Origin of the sequence: Polynucleobacter sp. 86C-FISCH, from assembly GCF_018882415.1 — a bacterium.
Taxonomy (GTDB): domain Bacteria; phylum Pseudomonadota; class Gammaproteobacteria; order Burkholderiales; family Burkholderiaceae; genus Polynucleobacter.
Genome location: NZ_JACVOL010000001.1, coordinates 938842 through 965192, shown reverse-complemented (window position 1 = coordinate 965192; position 26351 = coordinate 938842). Strand labels below are relative to the sequence as shown.

The window sequence follows — 26351 nt, the reverse complement described above, 5'->3', positions numbered from 1 at the left end:
TCAATAAATTTTAGTCGAGCAAAACATGATCTACGCCATCGCATAAGGCGTGCAGTAAAACCAAGTGAGTTTCCTGAATGCGCGCAGTTCGAGTTGATGGTGCGCATAAATGAATGTCATCTTTATCTAACAACTGCGCAATTTTTCCGCCGCCATTTCCGGTCAACGCAATAATTTTAATGCCCATCTTTTTTGCAGCTTCAATTGCCTTAACAACGTTCTTTGAGTTTCCAGAAGTTGAAATTCCCAAAAGAATGTCGCCCTTTTTTCCAAGCCCGCGAACTTGCTTACTAAAAACTTCGTCATAGCTGTAGTCATTTCCAACTGCAGTCAGAATAGAAGTGTCGGTTGTCAGAGCAATCGCCGCCAACTCTTGGCGCTCTCTTTCAAACCGACCGATTAACTCAGCGGCAAAGTGTTGAGCATCGGCAGCCGAGCCACCATTGCCGCAAGCCATGACCTTACCGCCAGCGCGCAAACATTCCACCATTGCCAATACGCCTACAGCAACAGAGTCAGGCAACACTTTCTCGGCCTCTTGCTTTACCGCAATGCTATCTAGAAAATGTTGGGAGGCGCGCTTGCGCAAACGTTCATTGAGATCTTTTTCCATAGCAATATTATGCGCCAAAGATGGCCTAATTTCAGCGCCAATCGGGTCATCTCAAAAGCAACGTATTCTCTTACTAATTATTTAACTTTTTCAGGCAAATCCCATGGAACTTAGCTCATTTGATTTTTTAAAGCAGCAGGATTTGCCTGCTGGGGCTCTTTACATGGTGGCCACACCTATTGGAAATTTGGGTGACATTACCTTACGCGCCCTACACGTATTAAATGCAGTGGATGGAATTGCCTGTGAAGACACTAGGCATAGCGGAGCGTTACTCCAGCAATTTGGCATACATAAAAAATGTTTAGCGCTTCATGAGCACAATGAAATCAGTGGGGCTCAAACAGTTATTCAGCATCTCGCCAATGGCGAGCGTTGGGCCTATATCTCAGACGCAGGTACGCCGGGAGTTTCTGACCCTGGGGCAAGACTTGTAAGTGAAGTTCAAAAAACTGGGTTGCGGGTAATACCCATTCCTGGGGCAAGCGCAGTGTCTGGTGCGATTTCAGTGGCGGGATCTGTGATGCATGGGTCGGAAGGGCGCTTTCAGTTTTTAGGTTTTTGGCCCAACAAAACAAAAGATCGCGACACCTTCTTACAAGATATTTCTAGCAGCAAAAAAGCAAGCATCTTTTTTGAATCACCACATCACATCAAAGAGACATTGGCGCTATTGGCGAATCATCTAGAGTCCGATCGTCAGCTTTTGATTTGTCGCGAGTTAACCAAAAAATTTGAAGAGATTGTTTCGCTTGAAGCCTGCAACGTTGCCAGCTGGCTTGCGACTGCAGAGAGCCTTAAAGGCGAATTTGTAATTGTGGTTGCAGGCCGTCCAGCCAAAGGCGATGAGGCGCCCGAACATGCATCGCTACTATTGTGGGCTAATGCACTAAGGCCTTATATGGGTAGCAAAGAAATTGCGGCAGTCCTCTCGCAAACTCTAGGGCTCACAAAAAAAGAGGCATACCAAATTGCCTTAGATGCAAAAAGCGAATAAGCAAAAATAAAAAAGCTGGCATATAGCCAGCTTTTAAATACGTGCAAAGAAATTATTTAGCAGCGGGAGCAGCAGGCGCTTTTGGCTCTGGTAATTTGCCACCAGCAGAATTTGCCAAGTACACAACTGCACGACCTAACTCATAGTCACTCACATCAGCAGGAGCGGCACCACCACGAGCAGGCATAGCACCTTTGCCCTTAATTACAGATGCTAGTAAGCCGTCATAGCCTTTACCTAAACGTGAAGCCCATGCGCCTGCATCACCAAATTTAGGCGCACCTGCAGCGCCGCTTGCATGACATGCAGCGCAAACTGCTTTATAAACTTGCTCGCCTGTTTGAAGCTCTTTAGGGGCGCTAGCGTCTTTAAAATTCAACTGGGCTACTGGCTTGATCAATTGCTCGGCGCTTGCAGACGAATCGCTACGCTTGCCATTGTTTACAAACACCATTAGCAACAAAATAATGATGAGTGGCACAAAAAAGCTTGCAAACACCATGATGATGAGTTGTTTTGGGGACTTAATCAGACTTCCGTGCTCGTTGCTCATAAGAATTTATCGTTTGACGGGTTTTAGGATTGTTTTGCCGTGATTATAACTAGAGAGTAGGGTTATAGGCACTTACAATAGATGGGTAGCCAGATTTTCACTGGCGCCCGTAGCTCAGTGGATAGAGTATTGGCCTCCGAAGCCAAGGGTCGCAGGTTCGATTCCTGCCGGGCGCGCCAAAAACAAAGGGGTTTTTGACTTACATCATGCGAAAAATTGCGAAAACCGCTATCATTTCCACCTAACTTATTGATTCTTATCGTGTCTACACATCTAAATTCCGCCCTTTCAGAGCCTTCTTTGACTAACCCGTTGCCGCCAGAGGCACCATTACCGCATCGAAAAATCATTCGAAGCTGGTTAATTCCAATGGCACAAGGCGAAACGGGGCGCGCAATCATGCTCCTAGTAGTAGATGCCCTTTTATGGCTTGGCTGTATCGCTGGAACCATATTTGTTGAAAGCATTCTGCTAAAAATCGTTTTTGGTGTGATCGCAGGGTTTGTAACAGGACGCATCTTTATTTTGGGTCATGATGCATGTCACCAAAGCTACACCCCTAATCGCGAACTTAACAAGGTGTTGGGTCGCATTGCTTTCTTGCCTTCACTCACACCATATAGCTTGTGGGATGTTGGTCATAACGTTGTGCATCACGGACAAACAAATCTGAAGGGCTTTGACTTCGTTTGGGCGCCTTTATCAAAATCAGAATACGACGCGCTTCCCGCATGGCGTAAGGCTTTGGAGCGTCTTTATCGTAGCGGCTGGGGCCCTGTTTTCTATTACTTAATTGAAATTTGGTGGAGACGCGAGTACTTCCCAAATGCAAAAAACAAACCTGGTGATCGCCCAATTTTCCTAAAAGATAATTTGCTCGTTACCGCATTTGCGATTGTTTGGATTGCTTGTTTAATTGCTGGCGCCATTGCAACTGGTCAATCTATTTGGATTGGTTTAATCACTGGCTTCGCAGTTCCATTCCTATTCTGGAACGGCATGATTGGTTTTGTGGTCTACGTACACCATACCCATCCAAAAGTCTCTTGGTACGACAAAAAATCTGAGTGGTTACGTGCTCAGCCATTCGTCTCAACTACTGTTCATCTGACCTTTAACTGGATTTGGGGCAAATTGATGCACCACATCATGGAGCACACAGCGCACCATGTGGACATGAGCGTACCGCTTTATCGCCTGCCAGAAGCCCAGCAGACTCTTGAAACCATCCTTCCAGAGCGTATTTTTGTACAAAAGTTCTCTTGGGGCTGGTATTTCGATACTGCGCGCAAGTGCAAGCTTTATGACTTTGAAAACAAGGCTTGGCTAGACTTTGACGGCAATAAAACGGCTGATTCAGTCCGAGTTGTGCTCAGCCCAGCTCCAGCGGGACAAAACGGGTAAAATAGATCTTCTGTATAGATTTGCCTTACCCGGATTGCCCATGACTACCTCGACTCCAGCAGCTACCCAAGAAACCTCTCAGAGCCTTAAATTTTGCTCTTCTTGCAGCCGTGAAAAACGACTTGAGGGTGGCACATGGATTCCAACAAGCAATCGTAAGCAACGCTGGATCTGCGCTAGCTGTTTATACAACCGTACACATCGTACCGGCTCAGCAAAAACCTAATATCACTAGTAGTAAAAAGTTTTAAGCGCGATCCCCAACATAGGGATTCGTTTTTCGCTCCTGGCCAAATGTCGACATTGGTCCATGGCCCGGCACAAACTGAACATCATCCCCCAAGGGCCACAATTTAGTTTTAATCGCATGAATTAAATCCGCATGGTTGCCTCGCGGAAAATCTGTCCTGCCAATTGAGCCGGCGAATAAGACATCGCCAACAATTGCCAAACGATCTTCTTTGTCAAAAAACACTACGTGACCTGGAGTGTGTCCTGGACAATGAAACACTTCCAAATCAACATTGCCAACTTTTACATGGTCGCCATTATTCAACCAACGATCAGGCTCAAAAACTTTGGCGTGTCCAAAACCAAAGCGCACTGTTTGCTCTGGTAATTGATCAATCCAAAATCGCTCATCTTCCTGCGGCCCCTCAATGGGCACGCCAAGCTGATCAGCCAAGTCTTTAGCGGCTGCGCAATGATCAAGATGTCCATGGGTTAGTAAGATCTTTTTTACGTTTCCGCCCATCTGCTTAACGCCTTCGAGGATCTTCTCAATATCACCACCCGGATCCACCACCGCAGCATCGCCAGTCTCTTGGCAAACCAAGATGGAGCAATTTTGTTCATAAGGGGTAACAGGAACAATTCCTAATTTGATTGGCATATATGTACAGTAGCTAAATTCATAATTTGATGGATAAACATTTTATGAGAGTGGGCATAAAATGCACTCAAAGGATAAAACAATGAACAGCCAAGATACTTTTAAATTTGCAGAAACCCACGAATGGGCCGATCAGGAAGATGATGGCCTAATCTGGGTTGGCATTAGCAACCACGCCCAAGAGGCTCTTGGTGATGTCATGTTCTTTCAGGCACCAAAGCTAGGTCAACAAGTAAAGCAGGGCGAAGCGATTGCAGTGATTGAATCAGTAAAAGCAGCGAGCGATATTCATGCTCCAGTGAGCGGTGAAATTGTTGCGCTCAATGAGGAGGTAGATGCATCACCTGAGCTCGTAAATGAAAAGCCTTATGGTGTGTGGCTTTTTAAAATCAAACCTACATCTGATGACAGTCTTGCCTCTGATTTAAGCCAGCTCTTAACTTTAGAAACATATAACGCAGGCCCGGGGGCTTAAACATTAGATAGAAATTGGGTCGCGCTCAATGAGCCAACGAATGCGGCCTTCCTTGCTAATGCGCCCCTGAGAATTCTCCCGCAAATAGCGGTCTATCGCCTCTAAAATTTCTTGTAAATTTTTACGATCATCAGACTCCACCAGGAGCTGGGCGCGCTCTGAACCTGCCACTCGCATCATCGCCTTGGGAACGGGGTCGTAGACTCTGAGCCCATTAGCTATATGGCCGCCAGACTTTAAATAGCCCTTCAAAGCGCTCAGAAACTGGATTGCCTTATCAAGACTTTTGGCCTCGGCATGAACTAATGCCTGATACGCAAATGGAGGCAAGCCAGCCTCTTTTCTTTCGTTTGCCGTATAGGATAAAAATCCATCGACGTCATGACGCAAAAGAAACTGAAAAACTGCAGCCTCTGGAAATTGGGTTTCGATATAAATTGCGCCGCCCGCTTCTCCGTCTTTGCCCGATCTTCCTGCGCGACCAGCCACCTGGACTAGTTGCGCAAACAATCTTTCTGCAGCTCTAAAGTCCTGTGAAAACAATCTGCTATCGGCATCCAATACGGCAACCAAACCAATATTTTGATAATCGTGCCCCTTGGCGATCATTTGGGTACCAACAACGATATCAACATTTCCCTGGTGTATTTCCTGAAAGAGCTCTTCAGCACCTTTACTCTTTCTACTTGAATCCGTATCCACTCGCAACACTCTAGCGCTTGGCCACATCTCTTCAATAGAGTCTTCAATCTTTTGGGTGCCTTGCCCTAGGGTCTTGAGATCGGCATTGCCGCACTCAGGACAATGATTCGGGATGCTCTTAGCCAGGCCGCAGTGGTGACAACTCAAAACTGATTTTCTGGCCAAAGCACCAGCCTTATGAAGCACCATATATGAACTACATTGCTCGCATTTAGATAACCATGAGCACGCGCTGCAACTCAGCACCGGCGCATAACCACGCCTATTGATGAGTATGAGGCTTTGCTGCTGTTTTTCTAAATTCTGAGTGACTGCATGCGCAAGCGTTTTAGTAATGAGGCTTTTAGACTTTGGCTTCTCTACATCGCCAGGGCTAAATTGTGTTTGTGGATCACGTGTGTTCACCAAATGTACTTTAGGAAGGCTTGCGCCTTGTGCGCGTTGATCTAAGCGAATATATTCATAGCGTCCCGCTTTAGCAGCCATCCAAGTTTCAAGCGATGGCGTGGCAGATGCTAACAAGATTGGCACTTTAAGATCATGAGCACGCCAAACAGCAAGGTCGCGCGCAGAATAACGAATGCCATCTTGCTGTTTATAGGATGGGTCATGCTCCTCATCTACAACGATAGCGCGTAAGTTGGGCAGGGGTGTTAATGCTGCTAAACGTGTACCCAAAATAATTTGTGCTTTGCCAGTCATTGCTTCGTGCCACGCAATACCTCTAACCTTTTCACTAACGCCACTGTGAAGTACAACCATTTTTTTATCGGGGAAATATGCGCGCACTCTGCGCTCTAACTGTGGCGTTAAATTTATTTCAGGAACCAGGAGTAATGCTTGCGCATTTACATCATCCAAAATTCCACTAAGCCAGTTTAAAAATACTGCGGTCTTTCCGCTGCCTGTTTGTCCTTGCAACAGAATTGCCTTGAATTCATTCGAGGGGCAGGCGCGTAATTTTTCTAACGCAAGTTTTTGTCCTTCGTTTAAATGGCCTTCATCGACATATCCCTCAACAGCCTCTTGTTTGGTTTTTTTCTTTTGCTTTTCCTCGGCAGCAACTAATTTTTTTGGAATTTTTTCCCAGTCATCCGGCTTTTTCCACATCTGCGGAATGGTGGGAATAATGGTTTCCCCAAGGGCGTGGATGTAATACTGGCTTGCAAAGTTCATTAAGCGCAGAACTGCGGGGTCTAAAGGAGGCAGCGGGGCTACCCTAGAAACACTTTTTAATTTATCAAGCTCATAATCAGAGTGAGTGCTTACTTTAATAACCATCCCAACAAGTGAGCTGCGCCCAAAGGGAGCCTCTACCAGCACACCAATAGATGGCGGGCTGCCTAGTAACTCCTCATCCCACAAGTAGTCAAAGCCCTGGGCAAGGGGCTTGTCAACGACGACCTGAACAACGATTGGAGGGGCCATGAATTACGTCTGATTTCTTATTTAGCTTGTGGATAAGTCTGTGGATATCATCCAAGGATTCTGATTTATAAACTAATTTATCAGCTTTCCGTTTTTGCACCCTTTTAAAGCTATTTGGTAATTTCTTATATTTATCAATGACTTATAGAGATATTCGAAAGTGAATTTTCATCTTTAATCGCAATCTCACTGAATTTCGAATTTTGCTGCTAACTGTGCATAACTTTCGCTAAAAATTTTGGCGGCAAGTTAGCGATCACTCAGTATTACGACTTTGCCCTGAGTGCCCTAGAGCGATTAACGACGGCTTCTGCCAGTGCGGTGACGCTCTCAGGGGGGGTGAACTGAGAAATGCCGTGACCCAAATTAAACACATGGCCATCCAAAGGATGTAAACCGGGTTTAAGGGCCGGTGCGCTCGCTAAATCTTCAAGAAGAAGGTTTGCTTGTTCCGCGATTTGTTTTGGCTCTGCAAACAGGATTAGCGGATCTAGATTACCTTGCAATGCCAACGGCTTGTTCAGGGCGAGCAATTGTTTTCTTGCGCGACTAAGTGACATTGTCCAATCGATTGCAATCACGTCAGCACCAACTTGCGCCATGTCATTGAGCCAAATTGCGCCGCCTTTAGTAAACATGATCACAGGAATTTTTCTGCCTTCATGCTCGCGGGGCAACATAGCAATCACTTTTTGCATAGACGCCAAAGACATCTTTTGATACCAACCATCTGGAAGCATGCCGCCCCAGGTATCAAAAATCATGAGTGCTTGCGCACCTGCTTTTACTTGCTCAATTAAATAAGCAGCAACAGATTGTGCATTGATATCCAAGATATGTTGCATTAAGTCAGGGCGACTAAACATCATGGTTTTTGCATGACGGAAATCATCAGCACTAGAGCCATCAATCATGTAGCAAGCCAATGTCCATGGGCTTCCGGAGAAGCCAATCAATGGGACGCGTTGCTTACCGTCCTGAATCAATGCTTTGCGAATTTCAGAGACAGCATCAAAAACATATTTGAGCTGATCCATATCAGCTACACGTAATTTCTTAACCGCCTCTTCTGTGCGAAGGGGGTGCTCAAAGCTTGGGCCTTCGCCGGCCGTAAATTTCAGACCCAATCCCATTGCATCGGGAATGGTCAAAATATCGGAGAACAAAATAGCCGCATCCAATGGATAACGATCCAAAGGCTGAAGGGTTACTTCAGTAGCATAAGCAGGATTTTTTGCGAGCCCCAGAAAACTTCCGGCTCTGGCGCGTGTAGCGTTGTATTCAGGGAGATAGCGGCCGGCTTGGCGCATGAGCCAAAGCGGTGTTTGATCAACCGCTTCGCCCAGGCAGGCCTTTAAAAACCGATCATTTAACAGCAAGGAGATGACCGGCTATTACTTTTTACGACGGAAACGAGCAATTGCAGCCAACTGCGCAGCTGCCATTGCAAACTCAGACTGGGCCAAGGCCAAATCAAAGTCAGTGCCACGATTTTGCATCGCTTCTTCGGCACGTTTCTTGGCTTCAATTGCTTTAGCTTCATCAAGATCATGGCCGCGAATAGCAGTATCTGCTAGTACAGTAACGTGATCTGGCTGAACCTCTAAATAGCCACCTGCTACGAAAACAAACTCTTCGTCACCATCAGCTTTTTCAATACGAACTGAGCCTGGACGAATACGTGTAATCAAAGGAGTGTGGCCGCGCAAAATGCCGAGCTCACCACTTTCGCCAGGAAGCGCAACAAACTTGGCTTCCCCGCTGAAAATGGACTGCTCAGCACTTACTACATCGACGCGTATGGTTGACATAATTTCCCTAGATTAAAGCTTCTTGGCTTTCTCGATGGCTTCATCAATTGAACCCACCATGTAGAACGCTTGCTCAGGCAAGTGATCCAATTCGCCGCTGCAGATCATTTTGAAACCACGGATAGTTTCTTTCAATGGAACGTATTTGCCTGGCGAACCAGTAAACACTTCAGCAACGTGGAAAGGCTGGGACAAGAAACGTTGAATCTTACGAGCACGTGATACAGCCAATTTGTCTTCTGGAGACAATTCGTCCATACCCAAAATCGCAATAATGTCGCGCAATTCTTTGTAGCGTTGCAATGTCATCTGTACTTCACGAGCTACTTCATAGTGCTCTTGACCAACCACTTGTGGGTCGAGCTGACGGCTGGTTGAATCCAGTGGATCAACCGCTGGATAAATACCCAATGCAGCGATGTCACGTGACAACACAACTGTGGAGTCTAAGTGCAAGAAGGTTGTAGCTGGTGACGGATCGGTCAAGTCATCTGCAGGAACGTAAACGGCCTGAATAGATGTAACAGAACCAGTCTTAGTAGAAGTAATACGTTCTTGCAATTTACCCATCTCTTCAGCCAATGTAGGCTGGTAACCCACAGCAGAAGGCATACGGCCGAGCAACGCAGAAACTTCAGTACCTGCCAATGTGTAACGGTAGATGTTGTCAACGAAGAACAAAATGTCACGGCCTTCGTCACGGAACGCTTCAGCCATAGTCAAACCAGTCAACGCAACGCGCAAACGGTTACCTGGAGGCTCGTTCATCTGACCAAACACCATCGCCACTTTGTCGATAACGTTAGATTCTTTCATCTCGTGGTAGAAGTCATTACCTTCACGAGTACGCTCACCAACACCGGCAAACACTGACAAACCTGAGTGCTGCTTAGCAATGTTGTTAATCAATTCCATCATGTTCACGGTCTTACCAACACCCGCACCACCGAACAAGCCAACCTTACCGCCTTTAGCGAATGGGCAAACTAAGTCAATAACCTTAATTCCGGTTTCGAGCAAGTCAACAGAAGGTGAGAGCTCATCAAACTTAGGTGCTGGCTGGTGAATAGCACGACGCTCTTCAGTAGCGATCGGACCTGCGTCGTCAATTGGGCGACCCAAAACGTCCATGATGCGACCCAAAGTTGCTGGCCCAACAGGCACAGAAATTGGGCCGCCGGTGGATTTCACTTCCATACCGCGGCGCAAGCCATCGCTGGCACCCATGGCAATCGCGCGAACTACGCCGTCACCGATTTGTTGCTGAACTTCAAAGGTCAAACCTTTTTCAGCAAATGATTTTTCGCCGCTATCAACTAATGTCAATGCATCATAAATGTTTGGCATTTTGTCGCGTGGGAACTGAATGTCCACCACTGGACCGATACACTGCACGATATTTCCGTTACTCATCGCATTTCTCCGCTTTTAATTCCTGAATTCTTTCGTATTCCTAAACGCTGACTGCTTAAACCGCAGCCGCTCCGCCAACAATTTCTGACAGCTCTTTGGTAATAGCAGCCTGTCGTGTTTTGTTGTATTCCAATTGCAATTCGCCGATTACGTTCTTCGCGTTGTCTGAAGCGGCCTTCATTGAGACCATACGTGCAGACTGCTCAGAAGCCATGTTTTCAGCAACCGCCTGATAAATCATTGCTTCAACGTAACGCTTTAGCAGGCCATTCAAAATGGACTCTGCATCAGGTTCGTAGATGTAATCCCAAGAATTGCCTGTTTGCTCTTCTGGAGTCAAAGCAGCTGGCTCCAAAGGTAAGAGTTTTTCTAAAACAGGCTCTTGTTTCATTGCATTTACAAAGCGGGTGTATGCCAAATAAACAGCATCAATCTCGCCACGCTCAAACGCTTCCAATTGGGCGGTAATCGCACCAATCAAAACATCCAAATGCGGCGTATCGCCAATTTGAATTGTTTGAGAAATGAGTTTTGCTTTTGAGCGATTCAAAAATTGCAGACCTTTTGAACCAATTGCGGTGTACGCAATCTCAATATTGTTTTCTTGCAAATCGCGCACTTGGTTAGCAATCAAACGCAAGACGTTGGTATTTAAACCGCCGCACAAGCCTTTGTCTGTCGTAACCAAAATCGTGCCAACCTTCTTCACTTCACGAGTTGCCATGTAAGCAGGGCGGAACTCAGGATTTGCTTTAGAAAGATTGGCAACAATCTCACGAATTTTTTCAGCATATGGGCGCGCATTACGCATGCGCTCCTGGGCGCGACGCATCTTGGATGCGGCGACCATTTCCATTGCCTTCGTGATCTTGCGCGTGTTTTGCACGCTCTTGATCTTAGATCGTATCTCTTTTGTGCTTGCCATGATTTATGCGAGCCCTCTTAGAAAGAGGCAGAACGCTTGTAATCCTCAATGGCAGCACGCAAAGCAGCTTCGTCATCTTTGCTCAAATCTTTAGTCTCTTCAATACGTCCAACTAAGTCAGCGTATTTAGATTTCAAATGATCTTGCAAACCTTTTTCGAAGGCCAATACGTTCTTCACTTCGAGGTCATCGAAGTAGCCGTTGTTCACAGCGTAGAGTGAAGCAGCCATTTCCCAAACTTGGAGTGGCTTGTATTGAGCTTGCTTACACAATTCAGTAACGCGGCGACCACGCTCGAGCTGCTTGCGGGTTGCTTCGTCAAGATCAGATGCGAACTGAGCAAACGCTGCCAATTCACGATATTGCGCTAAGTCGGTACGAATACCGCCAGACAATTTCTTAATAACTTTAGTTTGTGCAGCACCACCAACGCGGGATACAGAAATACCAGCGTTAATCGCAGGACGTACACCAGCGTTGAATAAGTCAGTTTCCAAGAAGATCTGACCGTCAGTAATCGAAATTACGTTGGTTGGAACGAATGCAGAAACGTCGCCAGCTTGAGTTTCAATAATTGGCAATGCGGTCAAAGAACCAGTTTTGCCTTTTACTGCGCCGTTAGTGAACTTTTCAACATACTCAGCATTTACACGAGCAGCGCGCTCGAGCAAGCGTGAGTGGAGGTAGAACACGTCGCCAGGATAAGCTTCGCGGCCTGGTGGGCGGCGGAGCAACAAGGAGATTTGACGATAAGCAACTGCTTGCTTGGTCAAGTCATCGTAAACAATCAAAGCGTCTTCGCCGCGGTCACGGAAGTATTCGCCCATGGTGCAACCTGCGTAAGCAGAGAGGTACTGCATCGCTGCAGACTCAGAAGCACTCGCTGCAACAACCACGGTGTACTCCATCGCGCCCAATTCTGTGAGCTTGCGAACAACGTTAGCAATAGTAGAAGCTTTTTGACCGATCGCCACGTAAACGCAATAAACGCCTTTACCTTTTTGGTTAATGATCGCATCAACCGCAACAGCTGTCTTACCAGTTTGACGATCGCCAATGATCAACTCACGCTGACCACGGCCAATTGGAACCATCGCATCAATCGCCTTCAAACCAGTTTGTACTGGCTGGCTAACGGATTGACGTGCGATAACGCCAGGAGCAACTTTTTCAATAAAGTCAGTTAACTTAGTGTTGATTGGGCCTTTGCCATCAATTGGTTGACCGAGCGCGTTTACAACGCGACCGAGCAACTCTGGGCCAACTGGAACTTCCAAAATGCGGCCAGTACATTTCACTGGGTCGCCTTCTTTAATGTGGGTGTATTCACCCAACACTACGGCACCAACAGAATCACGCTCAAGGTTTAACGCGAGGCCGATAGTGTTGTTTGGAAACTCCAACATTTCGCCCTGCATAACGCCTGACAAGCCATGTACGCGGCAAATACCGTCGGTCACTGAAATAACAGTGCCTTCGTTGCGAACTTGGGAGTCAACGCCCAATTCGCTAATTCGGCTTTTGATCAGCTCGCTGATCTCGGAAGGGTTGAGTTGCATTACTTACTCCTGGGTCTTATTTCGTATGTTCTTAATAGGGATCACTTATGCGCCAAGACTTGCTTGCATTTGAGCTAACTGGGCCTTAACTGAACTATCCATTACTTCGTCGCCAACCTGAATGCGAACTCCGCCAATCAATGTTGGGTCAACTTGAATAGTTGGGCGCAATTCTTTACCCCCAAAGCGCTTCTTCAAACTTGACAACAAATCATTTAACGCAGAACCCTCTAAAGGGAATGCGCTGGTAATGTTTACTTCTGCTGCGCCTTCGCTCTTGTTCTTCATTGCTTCAAATTGCTGTGCAATTTCAGGAACGGCTGCTAAGCGGTGGTTTTGATTTACAAGATTTAAAAAGCTGGCAACCTTGCCATCTAGCTTGGTCTTCACCATGCCAGAAAGTAACTTACTTAAATCATCAGCGGATACTTTTGGATTGTTTGACAAAGCAGCAACTTCTGGCAAAGCAGCAAGCTGTGCCAATTCGTTTAACTGCTCCAAACAACCAGCAAGCTCAGCCGGCTTGGCGCTTTGAAAAAGCGCTTCCGCATAAGGACGTGCAATAGTGGCTAAATCAGCCATATCAAAGTTCTGCCTTTAGTTGGTCAAGCAATTGGCCGTGGGCTTTTGCATCAATCTCACGACGCAAAATTTGCTCAGCGCCTTTAACAGCGAGAACAGCAACTTCGGCACGCAGCACTTCACGAGCGCGCGTTACTTGTTGATCTGCATCTTGCTTAGCTTGAGAAATGATTCGAGCCGCTTCAGCTTGTGCGTTAGCGCGAATTTCATCGGCTGACATTTGTGCACGTTTTTCAGCTTCGGCAACACGTTGAACACCTTCTTGGCGTGCTTTAGTTAATTCTTGCTCAGCTTCATTGCTGGCTAATGCGAGTGCTTCTTTACCGCGCTCGGCAGCAGCTAAACCATCAGCAATTTTGCTTGAACGCTCATCTAACGCCTTAACAAGTGGTGGCCACACAAAGCGTGCAACAACCCACCATAAGACGAAGAAAACGATCATTTGCGCGAATAGGGTCGCGTTCAGATTCACGATATTCCTTTCAGTATTGTTGAGAACAGTTGGATGACCCCTTGGTCATCCACGCCAAAACAATTACTTAATAACTGCGAGCAGTGGGTTTGCGAAAGCAAACAACATTGCAACACCAACGCCGATCAAGAACGCAGCGTCGATCAAACCAGCCAAAAGGAACATCTTAGTTTGGAGTGGCTCCATCAATTCTGGTTGACGTGCACAAGCTTCGATGTACTTACCGCCCATCAATGCAATACCTAAACAAGCACCGATCGCGCCGAGGCCGATGATGATGCCGATAGCGATTGCTGTGAAACCTTGAATGTTTGCGAGAAATTGTTGCATGTTGCTGACTCCTGAAGTTAAAGAGATAAGTTAAAAATAAAAATCTTAGTGATGGCTATGCGCTTGCCCGATGTAGACCAAGGTCAACATCATGAAAATAAAGGCTTGCAACAAAATAACCAAAATGTGGAAGATGGCCCAAGCTGATCCAGCAATAACATGGCCCACCAATCCGAACAGGGATAAATCTAAATTAAATGTCCACACACTACCTAGCAATGCGATCAACAAGAAAACCAACTCGCCGGCATACATGTTGCCGAAAAGTCGCATTCCCAATGAAACACCTTTAGCAAGATATTCGATGATGTTCAAAGCAAGGTTGAATGGGGCCAAGTACCACTTCGCGCCAAACGGGGCAGAAACGAGCTCATGCAAGAAGCCGCCAAAACCTTTTACTTTGAAGCTATAAAAGAAAACTAAGAGTAAGACGGACATAGACATGCCCATCGTTGCATTGAGGTCAGTTGTCGGAACAACTTTATGGTGCGGCACGTGCACGCCAAAACTTTCAATGAAATGATTTACGCCCAATACCCAATCCACCGGCACTAAGTCCAAGGTGTTGAGCAAGATGATCCAAAAGAATACAAATAGCGCAAGCGGGGCGATGTAAGAACGATCGCCGTGAACAATGCTCTTAGATTGTGTCTCTGCCATTTCAACAATCATTTCAACGAAGCACTGGAAACGACCTGGCACACCTGGAGTTGCGCGACGCGCTGCAATCAACAAAATAAATACAGCGAGCAAGCCCATGAGGGATGCCCAAAAAATAGTGTCTAAATTGATAATGCTGAAATCAATAATGGACGTCTGTGGTCCACCTGAATTGTTGAGGTTTTGTAAGTGCTCTGAAATGTACGCTGTTGGCGTCATTTGTTCTGCTGCCCCGTGGGCTTGGTTTACTTCGCTAGACATCTCTTAACTAGTCCTTTGTTTCAATCTCAATTGTCACTACTTAGCGCCACAACCACGCCAGCCAAACACACTTCAAGGCAAGCAGGTAAGTCACCAATAAAGGGACCCAAAGCACGCCTGGGACTAAATACGCAATCCCAATAAACAGCATTAAAGTCACGACGATTTTGATAAATTCGCCTGAAACTAATGCTGCTAAAAATCTTCCTGGATTCAATATTTGCGATTTTTTTGCCAACTCCAACCTTACTAAAAACAGGGTTGTAGGCAAGACGCTAATTAAACCACCTAAAAAGGCCGACTGAGTATAAAGGCTTACCCCTACCGGCTCCCCAAAAATTGACCAAAACACCATGCTGATAGCTGTAATCAACATTTGGGCCAACACTATTTTCCAAGGTGAAAGGGCTCGGTACTTTGCTGCATTATTCTGCTGCAACGCAACAATCTCTTCCTTGCTGTAGACCCGAATAACTTCTTCTTCGGGCTCATCCCACTCATTTACCTCGGAAAATTGATTTTTTTGAGGAATCAATTTAGCCCCGAAAGTTTAATGTGTGCACTGCAATATGTCAAAGGATTTGGGTACATTTTTTGCCCTTATTTATGACTCAACGCCCAACTTTTTTAACAAAGAATCCAGCTCATCGAATTGGCTAAAGCGAATTCTGAGCTCTCCACCCTTGCCTTTGAGCTTAAATTCCGTGCTCAAACCGATCAAATCTGCTATTTCCTGGGTTAAACGCTGCATATCAGGGTCGGCATTCTTTGTTGGGCTACCGGGCTTACTTTTAGCTTTTTTGTCGCCTATTTGGCCGCCAGCAATCACCAAAGCAGCTGTCATTCTTTCCGCTTCACGGACTGATAAGCCTTGAGCAGAGATTCTTTGCGCTAAGGCAACCTGGCTAGAGCCTGGAAGAGGGAGTAGCGCACGGGCGTGGCCCATATCTATGTCCCCAGCTAGCAGCATGGCCTGAACTGGCTTTGCCAGCTGGGCAAGGCGCAGCAAATTGGTAATGGCGCTGCGGGATTTGCCCACTGCTTTTGCGGCCTGCTCATGCGTAAAGCCAAATTCCTCGATCAACCGAGCCAAGCCCTGAGACTCTTCAAGAGGATTTAAATCCTCGCGCTGCATATTTTCGACCAAGGCCATTGCCGCGGCAGCTTGATCATCTGCACCAGAAACTAAAACAGGAACCTCTTTTAAGCCGGCAATAGTAGCGGCACGAAAACGTCTTTCTCCTGCAATGATTTCATATTTGCCGGGGGCTACTAAGCGAACCAACAGAGGCTGCATCACACCTTGCTCACGAATACTTTCTGCTAACTCTTGCAGCGCACCCGCTTCCATTTTTTGACGTGGCTGATATTTGCCTGCTTGAAGCGCTGTTAGCGGCAAGCGATTAATGTCGGTTGATGGGCTGGCTTGTTGAGTTTTTTCTCCAAGCAGGGCCTCAAGACCTCTACCCAAACCTTTTTTCTTAATGGCAACCATGTTCTATATTTTCTCTTTAAAAATTACATCTGCTTAATGCGTTCAACCATCTCGGCGCCAAACTCTAAATACGCTTTTGCGCCACGTGATGATTTGTCAAAAGCAACCCCAGGAAGCCCATAGGAAGGGGCTTCTGCTAGGCGCACGTTACGCGGAATAAAGGACTTGAAAACTTTGTCGCCGAAGTGTTCGAGCAACTGATCAGAGACTTGTTGTTGCAATGTCATGCGCGCGTCAAACATTACGCGCAACAAACCAATAATGACTAAATCCGGATTTAAATTTGCGTGCACTTGTTTGATGGTGTTAACCAAATCAGACAAGCCTTCTAACGCAAAATATTCACATTGCATTGGAACGATCACGCCGTTTGCTGCGCACAATCCATTGAGTGTTAACAATGACAAAGCGGGCGGACAATCGATCAAAATAAAATCGTAGTCATCAGCGACCTGTGCAAGCGCATCCTTCAATCGCACTTCGCGCAAATCTAAATCTACCAATTCAATTTCAGCGCCAGCTAAATCACGATTGGCTGGCAATACGTCATAGCCTGAACTTTCGCAACGCTGTGCACATTCTTTAACAGATGCCATGCCAATCAATACTTGATAGACGCTAGTATTTAAATCTGCCTTTTCAACCCCGGAACCCATAGTTGCATTGCCCTGGGGGTCTAAGTCAACCAACAAAACCCGTTGTTTGAGCCCTGCCAAGCCTGCGGCCAAATTAACGGCAGTCGTGGTCTTGCCAACGCCACCTTTTTGATTTGCGATACAGAATATTTTTGCCATAGCTACTTTTTGGGTCTACTTAAGGGGTGAGGGTGGATTTTCTCACGGGGGCCAACACCAAAAGGCGCCGCTCCACCGCTAAATTAGGAATATGCAGGGGTTCATCGGCGACTAAGCGCCACTCCTTCATAGAAACATCTTTCATTTCATCGTCTGCGCGCTTAGCCTTCATTGCGAACACCAGGCCATCAGGCTTCAGGAAAGGCAATGACAAATCTAAAAAGCGTGCCAGGTTGGTAAATGCACGAGAAATAACTGCATCAAACTGCCCTGGTTGCTGCACTGCAGCATCTTCTACTCGCTCACAGAGTACTTCAATGTTTTTTAGCTTTAACTTTCCGCGCACATGCTGCAGAAATGCCGTCTTTTTACGTATGGCTTCAATCAAAGAAAGTTGCCACTCCGGCTGAACAATTGCAATCGGAATTGCCGGCAAGCCACCGCCCGAACCGAGATCTGCAATCTTGGGTGATGGGCCCAGTAAAAACTGTCTAAGAACAGGTAAAACAGCAATGGAATCAATGAGATGTAGGCGTACAGAATCTTTTTCACCCTCAATTGCTGTAAGGTTATGGACCTGGTTCCAGCGTCCCATTTCTTGTAAAAACAGCTCTAAATCGGCAATATTGGTCGCGCTTAATTTGAGGCCAAGATCCTCAATTCCTAAAGCAAGGAGCCCCTCACTCATGCGTTTCTTGAGTGCGCCCCAAGCCCTTTTTTAGATGCACCAACAAGAGGGAGAGGGCTGCTGGAGTTACACCTGAAATACGACCAGCCTGACCTAATGTTTCTGGTTTATGCAAGTTAAGCTTTTGTTGTACTTCTTTGGACAAGCCAACAACCTGCGAATAATCGAGTGATTCTGGGAGAGGGAATGTCTCATTGTGTTCTTGACGGGCAATTTCGGTCGCTTGACGCTCAATATAACCCTGATATTTCACAGAAATCTCTACTTGATCGCTTATTTGAGCAGCCAGCCCAAGATCTTCATCCAAAGATTCTGGGGCCCACATTCCATCGCCTAGAGCAGTAATTGCCTCATAAGTAATGCCTGGGCGCCTTAAAAGCTCAGCCAAACTACATTCATGGGAAAGGTCTTGCCCCAATAATTGGGAGACAAAGGGAGCAGCCTCACTCTTAGGGCCCACCCAAATATTTTGCAATCGAGATGTTTCACGTGAAACAGCCTCCTGTTTCCTGCAAAACACTTCCCAGCGATAGTCGTCGACCAAGCCCAACTCTCGCCCAATAGTAGTCAAACGCATATCAGCGTTATCTTCCCGCAAGCTCAGGCGATATTCGGCGCGGCTTGTAAACATGCGATAGGGCTCTTGAACCCCGCGTGTGATCAGATCATCAACCAAAACGCCTATGTAAGACTCGCTACGCTTAGGCAACCAAGGCTCTTTACCTTTAGCGGCTAAACCGGCATTGATGCCGGCCAGCATTCCCTGTGCCGCAGCCTCTTCATAACCCGTGGTGCCGTTGATCTGGCCCGCAAAGTAAAGGCCGCCAATAACCCTAGTCTCTAAACTATGGCGCAATTGGCGCGGATCAAAGAAGTCATACTCAATGGCATACCCGGGACGGACGATTACTGCAGACTCCATACCCCGAATGCTTCTAACCAAGTCCCACTGCACATCAAAAGGCAGGCTAGTGGAGATGCCGTTTGGGTAGAACTCGTTGGTTGTTAAGCCCTCTGGCTCTAGAAAGATCTGATGGCTATTTCTAGAGGCAAAGCGATGAATCTTGTCCTCAATAGAAGGGCAGTAGCGCGGACCAACGCCCTCAATGACGCCCGTATACATCGGCGAGCGGTCTAAACCACCTCGAATAATGTCATGGGTTTTCTCATTCGTATGAGAAATCCAGCAAGGAACCTGCTTGGGATGCTGCTCGGGACGACCTAAATACGAAAACACCGGAACAGGGTCTAAATCCCCAGGCTGCTCCAGCATTACCGAGAAATCAATCGTTCTGCCGTCAATTCGGGGTGGGGTACCCGTTTTAAGCCTGCCCTGAGGAAGTTTTAACTCTTTTAATCTAGCAGACAAAGAAACTGCTGCCGGATCACCTGCGCGACCGCCAGCATAATTATTCAATCCAACATGGATCTTCCCGTCCAAAAAGGTGCCTGCTGTAAGCACTACCTTTTTAGCCATAAACTCCAGGCCCATTTGCGTAACAACGCCCTGTACCTCATCGCCCTTTACCAATAAGTCATCAACAGCAGCCTGAAATAGACTTAAATTAGGCTGGTTTTCTAAACGACGGCGAATTGCGGCTTTATATAGAACACGATCGCCCTGGGCACGAGTGGCCCGCACAGCAGGACCCTTACTTGAATTAAGGATTCGAAACTGAATGCCGGCCTCGTCAGTGGCAGCAGCCATCGCACCACCCATTGCATCAATCTCTTTTACTAAGTGGCCTTTACCAATCCCACCGATGGAGGGATTACAGCTCATCGCCCCCAAGTTTTCGATGCTGTGGGTAATCAGTAGCGTATCGCAACCCATGCGAGCTGAGGCGAGGGCAGCCTCAGTCCCGGCGTGACCGCCACCAACCACAATGACATCGAAATTTTTGGAATAACGCATGATTTGCCTCAGATAGGGCGATGATCATAGCATTTTGTTTGTTTCACGTGAAACAAAACATTGCAAATATCTTAAAAACTAAAAGGTGTATTTCTAAGTAATTGATTTAATTAGAAAAATAGGCATCCCAAGCAGACTTCAAAATTAACACGCTCACAATAAGCAGAAAAGCCTTTCTAACAAAGGTGCTGCCATGCTTAATTGCCAGACGACTTCCGAACTGACTGCCTGCAATATTGGCCACCATCATGGCAAACCCAAGTGCCCAATTAATTTGCCCTAGGCTGGCTAACATCAAAATAGCCGCCAGATTAGTTGCAACGTTTACCAGCTTTGTTGCAGCAGAAGCATGCAGAAAATCAAAGCTGAAGAAGCGAACAAAACCAAACAGCAAGAAGCTGCCCGTGCCCGGTCCAAAGAAGCCGTCATAAAAACCAATTGTTAAACCAAGAATTGCTGCCTTAAGTTGTTGAAAGCGTCCAAGGATTTTTGGCGCGTGGGCTTCGCCGAGCGATGGCTGAAACCAGGTGTACAACAACAGAAATAACAATACAAAAGGCAAAGCCTTGCGAAGTGGTTCTGCCGGGAAGTTGCTTACCGCATTAGCACCCAACAACGAGCCAACAAAACCCGCAACAATTGCGGGGCCAACTACAGCCCATGGCAAAGACACATGCCGTAAATATCTTCGCGCAGCATTGAGCGTTCCACCAACCGCAGACACCTTATTGGTTGAGAGCAGGGTTGCGGGCGGCGCATCTGGGTAGGCTGCAAAAAGAGCGGGGACCTGAATTAGGCCACCACCACCAGCCACCGCATCAACCAGCCCGGCAAAAAAAGCCATCGCTAAAAGCAATGGCCAGATATAAATTGAAAATTCGATGAGAGTCTCTTTTAATTAAATGAGTGTGACGCAATTAAAAATTGACGCCACACTAAAACCAAATAATAAAAGGAAAAAACAAAAATTAGTTTTTGTTTTTGAAGTGCGCAGCGATTTCACCAACAACGCCGCGACGGAAAGCTAGAACGCAAATTACAAAAATAAATCCGGTAGCAATTGTGCTCCAAGATCCAATATTGGCTAAATAGTTTTGTAAACCAACAACAATTCCTGCGCCAACTACTGGACCAAGAATAGTTCCCATTCCTCCAAGCAAAGTCATCAATACAACTTCACCCGACATATGCCAATGAACGTCAGTAAGTGTTGCAAGCTGAAACACCAAGGACTTCATTGATCCAGCGAGACCAGCTAATGCCGCAGAAATAACAAACGACATTAATTTAAATCGATCGACGTCATAACCCAAAGAAATGGCGCGTGGCTCATTCTCGCGAATAGCTTTGAGTACCTGACCAAATGGTGAATGAACCGCGCGCATGATCAACGCGAAGCCAAACAGGAAAACAGCTAATACAAAGTAGTACATCGCTACGTCATCTTTTAGGTCAATAAAACCAAATAACATTCCGCGAGGCACGCCTTGAATACCGTCCTCACCACCAGTAAAAGGCAGTTGAACAGCTAAAAAATAAATCATTTGCGAAAGAGCCAAAGTCACCATCGCAAAGTAGATTCCTTGCCTACGAATAGCCAGGGATCCAATTAAGAAGCCCAAAATCCCCGAGCCAACAACACCCAAGATAATCCCCAATTCAGGGGAAAGGCCCGCTTCTTTGCAAAAGTAAGCGGTGATGTAAGCCGCCGTTCCAAAGAATGCAGCGTGGCCAAAAGACAGCAAGCCCGTAAAACCTAAAAGCAAATTAAATGCGCATGCAAACAATGCGAAACATAAAACCTTCATCGCAAACACAAGGTAAATAAAATCTTGGAATGGCAATAACAGTCCAATAAGGACCAAAATTCCGTAAAGTAGTTTTGTTTTTGGATTCATGCTTATTTCTCCCGCCCAAACAGTCCAGCAGGACGAACCAACAAAACAATTGCCATGATCACAAAAATCACAACGCCAGAAGCTTCTGGGTAAAAGACTTTGGTCAGGCCTTCAATCAAACCTAAACCCAAACCAGTCAAGATGGCGCCCATGATGGAGCCCATGCCGCCAATCACCACCACCGCAAAAACAACGATGATAAGGTTAGAACCCATTAGCGGGTTTACTTGAAAAATAGGGGCCGCTAAAACACCAGCAAAGCCAGCTAAGCCAACACCATAGGCGTAAGCCAATGAAATCATTAAAGGAACATTAATACCGAAAGCTTGTAGTAATTTAGGGTTTTCAGTTCCAGCGCGCAAATAGGCGCCCAACTTTGTTCTTTCAATCACGTACCAAGTAGAGAAGCAAACCACCAGAGAGATGATCACCACCCATACTCGATACTTCGGCAAAATAATGCCGAGAGACTCAAGGGGAATAGCGCCCTGCAGTATCTCTGGGGCTGGATAGCTCTCACCAGAGATTCCGTACCAATGACGGAACATGCCCTCAATAATGAGTGCCAAACCAAATGTCAGCAAAAGACCATATAAATGGTCTAAGTGATACAGACGGCGCAGCATCGTGCGCTCCAGAATTAAACCGAAGCCCGCCAAAACCAACGGGACAACAATTAAAGCAAACCAATAATTGATTGATAGCTCAGGAAAGCCGAGCCATTGACTGATTTGAGTTAAACCAATCCAAGCAATAAATGCACCCATGGTGTACTGAGCACCATGCGCAAAATTAATGATGTTGAGAAGGCCAAAAATAATGGCCAATCCCAAACTCAATATGGCATAGAAAGAGCCATTAATAAGCCCCACCAAGAGCTGGGCAACCAGCCCTTGAGGGGTAATTCCAAGAAGTTCAAACATACTTAATAGAGATCAATTACTTGTTAGTAACCAGCTTGCATCGTGACAATGAAAGTGGTTGAGTTGCTTCAGCAGCAGGAATAACTGCCTTAACGTTGTAATAGTCCCATGGGCTCTTAGAGTCAGATGGCTTCTTAACTTCTAGCAAATACATATCATGCTCAAACTTGCCGTCAGCACGAATCTTGCCTTTGAACAAACCATCATCAATGTTTGTAGACTTCAAAGCCTTCATCACCGCTTGGGTGTCATCGGTGCCAGCTTTTTGTACGGCATTTAAGTAAGCAAGAACAGATGAGTAAACGCCTGCCTGAACGCTGGAAGGCATGCGCTTATGTTGCAAAATAAAGCGTTTTGCAAAAGCACGAGTCTTGTCGTCTTTATCCCAGTAGAAACCTTCTGTGAGGTACATGCCTTGAGCAGCATTTAAACCCAAAGAGTGAACATCGGTAATAAACATCAACAAAGGCACAACAGTTTGCTTTTTATTGATACCAAACTCGGAAGCCTGCTTAACACTGTTGATGGTGTCTTGCCCGGCGTTTGCCAAAGCAACTACGTCAGCACCACTAGCTTGAGCCTTCAAGAGGTAGGAAGAAAAGTCGCTGTTTGGGAATGGGTGCTTGCTGGTTCCTAAAACCTTGCCGCCGTTCGCATTAACAACGTTGGTTGAGTCTTTTTCCAAAGCCGCGCCGAAAGCGTAGTCAGCAGTAAGGAAGTACCAATTCTTTTTGCCCTGCTTTACAACTGCTTTAGCTGTGCCGTTAGAAAGTGCGTAAGTGTCATAAGTCCAATGTACGTTATTAGCGGTACATTTTTCGTTGGTAATTGGCAAAGAGGCTGCGCCAGAAACCAAAGTAATCTTGTTCTTTTGTTCGGCAACTTCCATTACAGCCAAAGCAACGTTAGTTGAAACCAACTCAACAATCACGTCTACACCGTCTTTGTCGTACCACTCTCGAGCCTTGTTTGCAGCAATGTCAGCCTTGTTCTGGTGATCGGCGCTAACTAACTCAATCTTCTTGCCGATTACTGTGCCATCTTTAGAAAAATCCGCAATCGCCATCTTTGCAGCAATTACAGCACCTGGACCAGCCAAGTCAGAATAGGTTGAGGAAAGGTCGGTCAACACACCAATCTTAATAACATCGCCACTAACCTTCGGTGCGCTTTGCGCAAACACTGGGTTTGAACCAAACATGGTCGCCGCAACCAGACACGCGGTTATTTGCTTTAACTTCATTGCCATCTCCTATAGAAATCCACTAAACACCAAGATACTCATTTAATAGAGCCGCTTTTTCAGCAAGCTCATTCTGATTTACAACCTCAACCACATTTCCATGTTCAACAACATAGTGGCGATCAGCCAAAGGTGCCGCAAAACGGAAATTCTGCTCAACCAAAACAATGGTGAATCCCTTATTGCGCAGGCTGGTTACAACCTCACCAAGCTTTTGCACAATAACTGGAGCCAAACCTTCGGTAATTTCATCAAGCAACAGAAGCTTAGCGCCCGTTCTCAGAATACGAGCCATGGCCAGCATTTGTTGCTCACCACCAGAAAGACGAGTGCCAGGGCTATTTCTTCTTTCATAGAGGTTTGGAAACATTTCATAGATCTCATCCAAACCCATGCCGCCAGGAGCGATCTCCGGCAAAAGCAACAAATTCTCTTCGGTGCTTAAGCTTGCAAAAATCCCGCGCTCTTCAGGGCAAAACCCAACACCCAAACGGGCAATCTTGTAGGTTGGCATAGCGATAGTTTGTGTGCCATAAATTTCTACAGAACCAGTTCTTTTGCTGGTTAAGCCCAAGATGGTTTTAAGAATGGTGCTTCTTCCGGCGCCATTTCTACCAAGCAAGGTCACTACTTCGCCATCACGCACAGCAAAATTTACGCCGTGCAAGATATGGGATTCCCCATACCAAGACTCTAAATTTTTAACTTCTAGCGCCATGGTGCTCATAGGTTGTCTCCCCCATGACTTCCCATATAGGCTTCAACAACCAATGGGTTGTTTGAAACCTCATGATAAGACCCCTCAGCAAGAACCGAGCCTCGCTGTAAAACAGTAATACGGTCAGCAATTGAAGAGACCACCTTCATGTTGTGCTCAACCATGAGAATAGTGCGGCCCTTAGCCACCCGATCGATCAACTCAGTAACACGCTCTACATCCTCGTGACCCATGCCCTGGGTTGGCTCATCCAAGAGCATTAACTCTGGCTCCATAGCTAAGGTTGTCGCAATTTCGAGCGCCCTTTTGCGACCATAGGCCAGGTTTAAGGTTTCCTCATGAGCAAAGTCTTCCAACCCAACCTCATGGAGGAGTTCTAAAGCACGCTCATTAAGTACATTTAAAGAGTTGCCAGATTTCCAGAAGTGGAATTCAGTGCCCAATCCTCGCTGCAGTGCAACACGAACGTTCTCAATAACCGTCAGATGGGGGAAAACCGCTGAAATCTGAAATGAGCGAATAACCCCCCGACGGGCAATCTGTGCGGGGGCCTCATTGGTAATGTCTAAACCATTAAATAGGATTTGGCCACTACTAGGCTCCAAGAACTTGGTTAACAAATTGAAGCAAGTAGTCTTGCCAGCCCCATTGGGCCCAATCAAAGCGTGAATGGTTCCCCGGGTGACGTCTAAGTTCACATCGGTGACCGCAGAAAATCCTTTGAAAGATTTTCCCAGTCCAATTGTTTTTAATATTGTTTCTTGCAATCTCATACCCTCTACCCCCTACTTGGGAGCAAGAATATGAGAATACCCCAAGATAGCTTCGCTATATATAGCAATAACCCTAAACAACTCGGGGAAGACAAACAAAAAATATTTAAGCTATTTTTTGAAATTGTTGAATTGCAGAACGAGCCATGTCATCGAGAACATCGACCGGCACCCGTTGGGCACCCTGCACAATCATGAGGGCGTAAGGCTTGGCAAGCGCTGAGGCCTCAGGGCAAAGGCGCAACTCATCACCCTCTGACGGTGATTGACTGCGCCAATAATTAATTGCTGCCTCTAGCTCTTGAATTGTTACAAACAACATAGAAATTTTTACTTCTCTTTTGTTGCCAACATGGTGCCGCGACACTTTTTAGCACCACAGCGACATTCGTAATCTTTTTTCATTTGCTTGGTAATTTTTCCCTCGATATCTAGTGAATAGTCATAAAACAACTCTTCACCAACTTTGAGGGCGCGCTTTGCATAAATAAACACCCTTGGCTCGCCGTCGAAAGTATCTTCACGGGTTTCACAACTAGGCTTGCAGGAGTGGTTGATCCAGCGCGCAGCATTGCCGCCATACTTTGCATCGATTACACGACCATCCTCTAGTGAAAAGTAAAAGGTATGGTTGGGGTCTTTGGGATCATGTGGATGACGCTTTTCAGCCAACTTCCAACTAATGCGCTCACCCTTGTATTCAATGATTGCCTCACCTTTTTTAATTGGCTTCGCAACAAAAACACCCTTGCCATGAATTGGAGAGGATTTAACAACAATAGAAGATCTGTCCACCTTTGGTGGTTTTAATTTTTTGTCAGCCATTT

29 protein-coding genes, 1 tRNA gene and 1 pseudogene are annotated in these 26351 nt (G+C 46.3%); 5 read left to right on the top strand and 26 right to left on the bottom strand.

Annotation, left to right across the window (positions count from 1 at the left end):
* Positions 1–10: 10 nt before the first annotated feature.
* On the bottom strand, positions 11–613 hold the full coding sequence (locus ICN10_RS04750) for a phosphoheptose isomerase (protein WP_216213225.1): 603 nt from the start codon (positions 611–613) through the stop codon (positions 11–13).
* 103 nt (positions 614–716) lie between these two features.
* Between ICN10_RS04750 and rsmI the strand changes: the two genes are divergently transcribed.
* Entirely contained in the window at positions 717–1610 is an 894-nt protein-coding gene (rsmI, locus tag ICN10_RS04745; protein WP_216213224.1) for a 16S rRNA (cytidine(1402)-2'-O)-methyltransferase, read from the top strand.
* A 61-nt stretch (positions 1611–1671) separates the two neighbouring features.
* Here rsmI and ICN10_RS04740 read toward each other — a convergent pair.
* Positions 1672–2163, bottom strand: a pseudogene (locus ICN10_RS04740) (cytochrome c5 family protein); the annotation flags it as partial.
* A gap of 103 nt (positions 2164–2266) precedes the next feature.
* On the opposite strand from ICN10_RS04740, the gene ICN10_RS04735 reads away from it, so the two are divergent.
* From ICN10_RS04735 to ICN10_RS04725, 3 genes are all read left to right on the top strand, one after another.
* A tRNA-Arg gene (locus ICN10_RS04735) sits at positions 2267–2342 on the top strand.
* 73 nt (positions 2343–2415) lie between these two features.
* Positions 2416–3567 (top strand): fatty acid desaturase, encoded by a 1152-nt coding sequence (locus ICN10_RS04730; protein ID WP_370626217.1) that lies wholly within the window; start codon positions 2416–2418, stop codon positions 3565–3567.
* Positions 3568–3607: 40 nt separating this feature from the next.
* Complete coding sequence (locus tag ICN10_RS04725; RefSeq protein ID WP_041396810.1) at positions 3608–3793, top strand: hypothetical protein; 186 nt, start codon at positions 3608–3610, stop codon at positions 3791–3793.
* 21 nt (positions 3794–3814) lie between these two features.
* Here ICN10_RS04725 and ICN10_RS04720 read toward each other — a convergent pair whose 3' ends face one another.
* Complete coding sequence (locus ICN10_RS04720) at positions 3815–4459, bottom strand: MBL fold metallo-hydrolase (protein ID WP_216861060.1); 645 nt, start codon at positions 4457–4459, stop codon at positions 3815–3817.
* An 82-nt stretch (positions 4460–4541) separates the two neighbouring features.
* Between ICN10_RS04720 and gcvH the strand changes: the two genes are divergently transcribed.
* A complete protein-coding gene (gcvH, locus tag ICN10_RS04715; RefSeq protein ID WP_255536808.1) occupies positions 4542–4934 on the top strand; it encodes a glycine cleavage system protein GcvH in 393 nt (130 codons plus the stop codon).
* Positions 4935–4937: 3 nt separating this feature from the next.
* Here the strand turns inward: gcvH and priA are convergent, their stop codons facing one another.
* From priA to ICN10_RS04600, 23 genes are all read right to left on the bottom strand, one after another.
* Entirely contained in the window at positions 4938–7064 is a 2127-nt protein-coding gene (priA, locus tag ICN10_RS04710; RefSeq protein WP_216213220.1) for a primosomal protein N', read from the bottom strand.
* Positions 7065–7330: 266 nt separating this feature from the next.
* Positions 7331–8449: a uroporphyrinogen decarboxylase gene (hemE, locus tag ICN10_RS04705; protein WP_216215172.1), complete on the bottom strand. Its 1119-nt coding sequence runs from the start codon at positions 8447–8449 to the stop codon at positions 7331–7333.
* A 9-nt stretch (positions 8450–8458) separates the two neighbouring features.
* Positions 8459–8875: a F0F1 ATP synthase subunit epsilon gene (locus ICN10_RS04700; RefSeq protein WP_068320066.1), complete on the bottom strand. Its 417-nt coding sequence runs from the start codon at positions 8873–8875 to the stop codon at positions 8459–8461.
* Between the two features lie 12 nt (positions 8876–8887).
* Positions 8888–10288, bottom strand: coding sequence for a F0F1 ATP synthase subunit beta (atpD, locus tag ICN10_RS04695; protein ID WP_015420207.1), 1401 nt, complete (start codon positions 10286–10288; stop codon positions 8888–8890).
* A gap of 55 nt (positions 10289–10343) precedes the next feature.
* Entirely contained in the window at positions 10344–11213 is an 870-nt protein-coding gene (gene atpG / locus ICN10_RS04690; protein ID WP_216213218.1) for a F0F1 ATP synthase subunit gamma, read from the bottom strand.
* Positions 11214–11230: 17 nt separating this feature from the next.
* Positions 11231–12772 carry a F0F1 ATP synthase subunit alpha gene (atpA, locus tag ICN10_RS04685; RefSeq protein WP_216213215.1) on the bottom strand — a complete coding sequence of 514 codons (1542 nt, stop codon included), beginning with the start codon at positions 12770–12772 and terminating at the stop codon, positions 11231–11233.
* A 45-nt stretch (positions 12773–12817) separates the two neighbouring features.
* On the bottom strand, positions 12818–13354 hold the full coding sequence (locus tag ICN10_RS04680; protein ID WP_068320059.1) for a F0F1 ATP synthase subunit delta: 537 nt from the start codon (positions 13352–13354) through the stop codon (positions 12818–12820).
* A 1-nt stretch (position 13355) separates the two neighbouring features.
* Positions 13356–13826 (bottom strand): F0F1 ATP synthase subunit B, encoded by a 471-nt coding sequence (locus ICN10_RS04675; RefSeq protein ID WP_068320057.1) that lies wholly within the window; start codon positions 13824–13826, stop codon positions 13356–13358.
* Between the two features lie 63 nt (positions 13827–13889).
* A complete protein-coding gene (atpE, locus tag ICN10_RS04670; RefSeq protein WP_012357116.1) occupies positions 13890–14156 on the bottom strand; it encodes a F0F1 ATP synthase subunit C in 267 nt (88 codons plus the stop codon).
* 45 nt (positions 14157–14201) lie between these two features.
* On the bottom strand, positions 14202–15077 hold the full coding sequence (gene atpB, locus ICN10_RS04665; RefSeq protein ID WP_068320055.1) for a F0F1 ATP synthase subunit A: 876 nt from the start codon (positions 15075–15077) through the stop codon (positions 14202–14204).
* A gap of 40 nt (positions 15078–15117) precedes the next feature.
* On the bottom strand, positions 15118–15612 hold the full coding sequence (locus tag ICN10_RS04660) for an ATP synthase subunit I (protein ID WP_216213213.1): 495 nt from the start codon (positions 15610–15612) through the stop codon (positions 15118–15120).
* 69 nt (positions 15613–15681) lie between these two features.
* Complete coding sequence (locus ICN10_RS04655; RefSeq protein ID WP_068320051.1) at positions 15682–16572, bottom strand: ParB/RepB/Spo0J family partition protein; 891 nt, start codon at positions 16570–16572, stop codon at positions 15682–15684.
* Between the two features lie 23 nt (positions 16573–16595).
* Complete coding sequence (locus tag ICN10_RS04650) at positions 16596–17366, bottom strand: ParA family protein (protein WP_216213210.1); 771 nt, start codon at positions 17364–17366, stop codon at positions 16596–16598.
* Between the two features lie 19 nt (positions 17367–17385).
* Positions 17386–18054, bottom strand: a complete 669-nt coding sequence (gene rsmG / locus ICN10_RS04645; protein WP_216213208.1) for a 16S rRNA (guanine(527)-N(7))-methyltransferase RsmG — start codon at positions 18052–18054, stop codon at positions 17386–17388.
* The gene (gene mnmG / locus ICN10_RS04640; protein ID WP_216213205.1) at positions 18047–19969 is read right to left on the bottom strand and encodes a tRNA uridine-5-carboxymethylaminomethyl(34) synthesis enzyme MnmG; all 1923 of its coding nucleotides are present in this window, start codon (positions 19967–19969) and stop codon (positions 18047–18049) included. Before mnmG ends, rsmG begins: the two co-directional genes overlap by 8 nt.
* A gap of 106 nt (positions 19970–20075) precedes the next feature.
* Positions 20076–20813, bottom strand: coding sequence for a TSUP family transporter (locus ICN10_RS04635; protein WP_216213202.1), 738 nt, complete (start codon positions 20811–20813; stop codon positions 20076–20078).
* 124 nt (positions 20814–20937) lie between these two features.
* The gene (locus tag ICN10_RS04630; protein ID WP_216213199.1) at positions 20938–21867 is read right to left on the bottom strand and encodes a branched-chain amino acid ABC transporter permease; all 930 of its coding nucleotides are present in this window, start codon (positions 21865–21867) and stop codon (positions 20938–20940) included.
* Between the two features lie 2 nt (positions 21868–21869).
* On the bottom strand, positions 21870–22790 hold the full coding sequence (locus ICN10_RS04625) for a branched-chain amino acid ABC transporter permease (protein WP_216213196.1): 921 nt from the start codon (positions 22788–22790) through the stop codon (positions 21870–21872).
* A gap of 16 nt (positions 22791–22806) precedes the next feature.
* A complete protein-coding gene (locus tag ICN10_RS04620) occupies positions 22807–24033 on the bottom strand; it encodes an ABC transporter substrate-binding protein (protein ID WP_068320659.1) in 1227 nt (408 codons plus the stop codon).
* 22 nt (positions 24034–24055) lie between these two features.
* Positions 24056–24760: an ABC transporter ATP-binding protein gene (locus ICN10_RS04615; protein ID WP_068320038.1), complete on the bottom strand. Its 705-nt coding sequence runs from the start codon at positions 24758–24760 to the stop codon at positions 24056–24058.
* Positions 24757–25524, bottom strand: a complete 768-nt coding sequence (locus ICN10_RS04610; RefSeq protein WP_216213193.1) for an ABC transporter ATP-binding protein — start codon at positions 25522–25524, stop codon at positions 24757–24759. The genes ICN10_RS04615 and ICN10_RS04610 overlap by 4 nt, the downstream gene beginning before the upstream one ends.
* 106 nt (positions 25525–25630) lie before the next feature.
* Positions 25631–25852: a DUF3717 domain-containing protein gene (locus ICN10_RS04605; RefSeq protein ID WP_215350048.1), complete on the bottom strand. Its 222-nt coding sequence runs from the start codon at positions 25850–25852 to the stop codon at positions 25631–25633.
* A 2-nt stretch (positions 25853–25854) separates the two neighbouring features.
* Entirely contained in the window at positions 25855–26349 is a 495-nt protein-coding gene (locus tag ICN10_RS04600) for an SET domain-containing protein (RefSeq protein WP_216213190.1), read from the bottom strand.
* Between the last annotated feature and the right edge of the window lie 2 nt (positions 26350–26351).

Coding starts and splice junctions, on each gene's coding strand:
- ICN10_RS04750 (WP_216213225.1), bottom strand. CDS start 613: ATGGAAAAAGATCTCAATGAACGTTTGCGCAAGCGCGCCTCCCAACAT.
- rsmI (WP_216213224.1), top strand. CDS start 717: ATGGAACTTAGCTCATTTGATTTTTTAAAGCAGCAGGATTTGCCTGCT.
- ICN10_RS04725 (WP_041396810.1), top strand. CDS start 3,608: ATGACTACCTCGACTCCAGCAGCTACCCAAGAAACCTCTCAGAGCCTT.
- ICN10_RS04720 (WP_216861060.1), bottom strand. CDS start 4,459: ATGCCAATCAAATTAGGAATTGTTCCTGTTACCCCTTATGAACAAAAT.
- gcvH (WP_255536808.1), top strand. CDS start 4,542: ATGAACAGCCAAGATACTTTTAAATTTGCAGAAACCCACGAATGGGCC.
- priA (WP_216213220.1), bottom strand. CDS start 7,064: ATGGCCCCTCCAATCGTTGTTCAGGTCGTCGTTGACAAGCCCCTTGCC.
- ICN10_RS04700 (WP_068320066.1), bottom strand. CDS start 8,875: ATGTCAACCATACGCGTCGATGTAGTAAGTGCTGAGCAGTCCATTTTC.
- atpD (WP_015420207.1), bottom strand. CDS start 10,288: ATGAGTAACGGAAATATCGTGCAGTGTATCGGTCCAGTGGTGGACATT.
- atpG (WP_216213218.1), bottom strand. CDS start 11,213: ATGGCAAGCACAAAAGAGATACGATCTAAGATCAAGAGCGTGCAAAAC.
- atpA (WP_216213215.1), bottom strand. CDS start 12,772: ATGCAACTCAACCCTTCCGAGATCAGCGAGCTGATCAAAAGCCGAATT.
- ICN10_RS04680 (WP_068320059.1), bottom strand. CDS start 13,354: ATGGCTGATTTAGCCACTATTGCACGTCCTTATGCGGAAGCGCTTTTT.
- atpE (WP_012357116.1), bottom strand. CDS start 14,156: ATGCAACAATTTCTCGCAAACATTCAAGGTTTCACAGCAATCGCTATC.
- atpB (WP_068320055.1), bottom strand. CDS start 15,077: ATGTCTAGCGAAGTAAACCAAGCCCACGGGGCAGCAGAACAAATGACG.
- ICN10_RS04655 (WP_068320051.1), bottom strand. CDS start 16,572: ATGGTTGCCATTAAGAAAAAAGGTTTGGGTAGAGGTCTTGAGGCCCTG.
- ICN10_RS04650 (WP_216213210.1), bottom strand. CDS start 17,366: ATGGCAAAAATATTCTGTATCGCAAATCAAAAAGGTGGCGTTGGCAAG.
- rsmG (WP_216213208.1), bottom strand. CDS start 18,054: ATGAGTGAGGGGCTCCTTGCTTTAGGAATTGAGGATCTTGGCCTCAAA.
- mnmG (WP_216213205.1), bottom strand. CDS start 19,969: ATGCGTTATTCCAAAAATTTCGATGTCATTGTGGTTGGTGGCGGTCAC.
- ICN10_RS04635 (WP_216213202.1), bottom strand. CDS start 20,813: ATGGCTTTTTTTGCCGGGCTGGTTGATGCGGTGGCTGGTGGTGGTGGC.
- ICN10_RS04630 (WP_216213199.1), bottom strand. CDS start 21,867: ATGAATCCAAAAACAAAACTACTTTACGGAATTTTGGTCCTTATTGGA.
- ICN10_RS04625 (WP_216213196.1), bottom strand. CDS start 22,790: ATGTTTGAACTTCTTGGAATTACCCCTCAAGGGCTGGTTGCCCAGCTC.
- ICN10_RS04620 (WP_068320659.1), bottom strand. CDS start 24,033: ATGAAGTTAAAGCAAATAACCGCGTGTCTGGTTGCGGCGACCATGTTT.
- ICN10_RS04615 (WP_068320038.1), bottom strand. CDS start 24,760: ATGAGCACCATGGCGCTAGAAGTTAAAAATTTAGAGTCTTGGTATGGG.
- ICN10_RS04610 (WP_216213193.1), bottom strand. CDS start 25,524: ATGAGATTGCAAGAAACAATATTAAAAACAATTGGACTGGGAAAATCT.
- ICN10_RS04600 (WP_216213190.1), bottom strand. CDS start 26,349: ATGGCTGACAAAAAATTAAAACCACCAAAGGTGGACAGATCTTCTATT.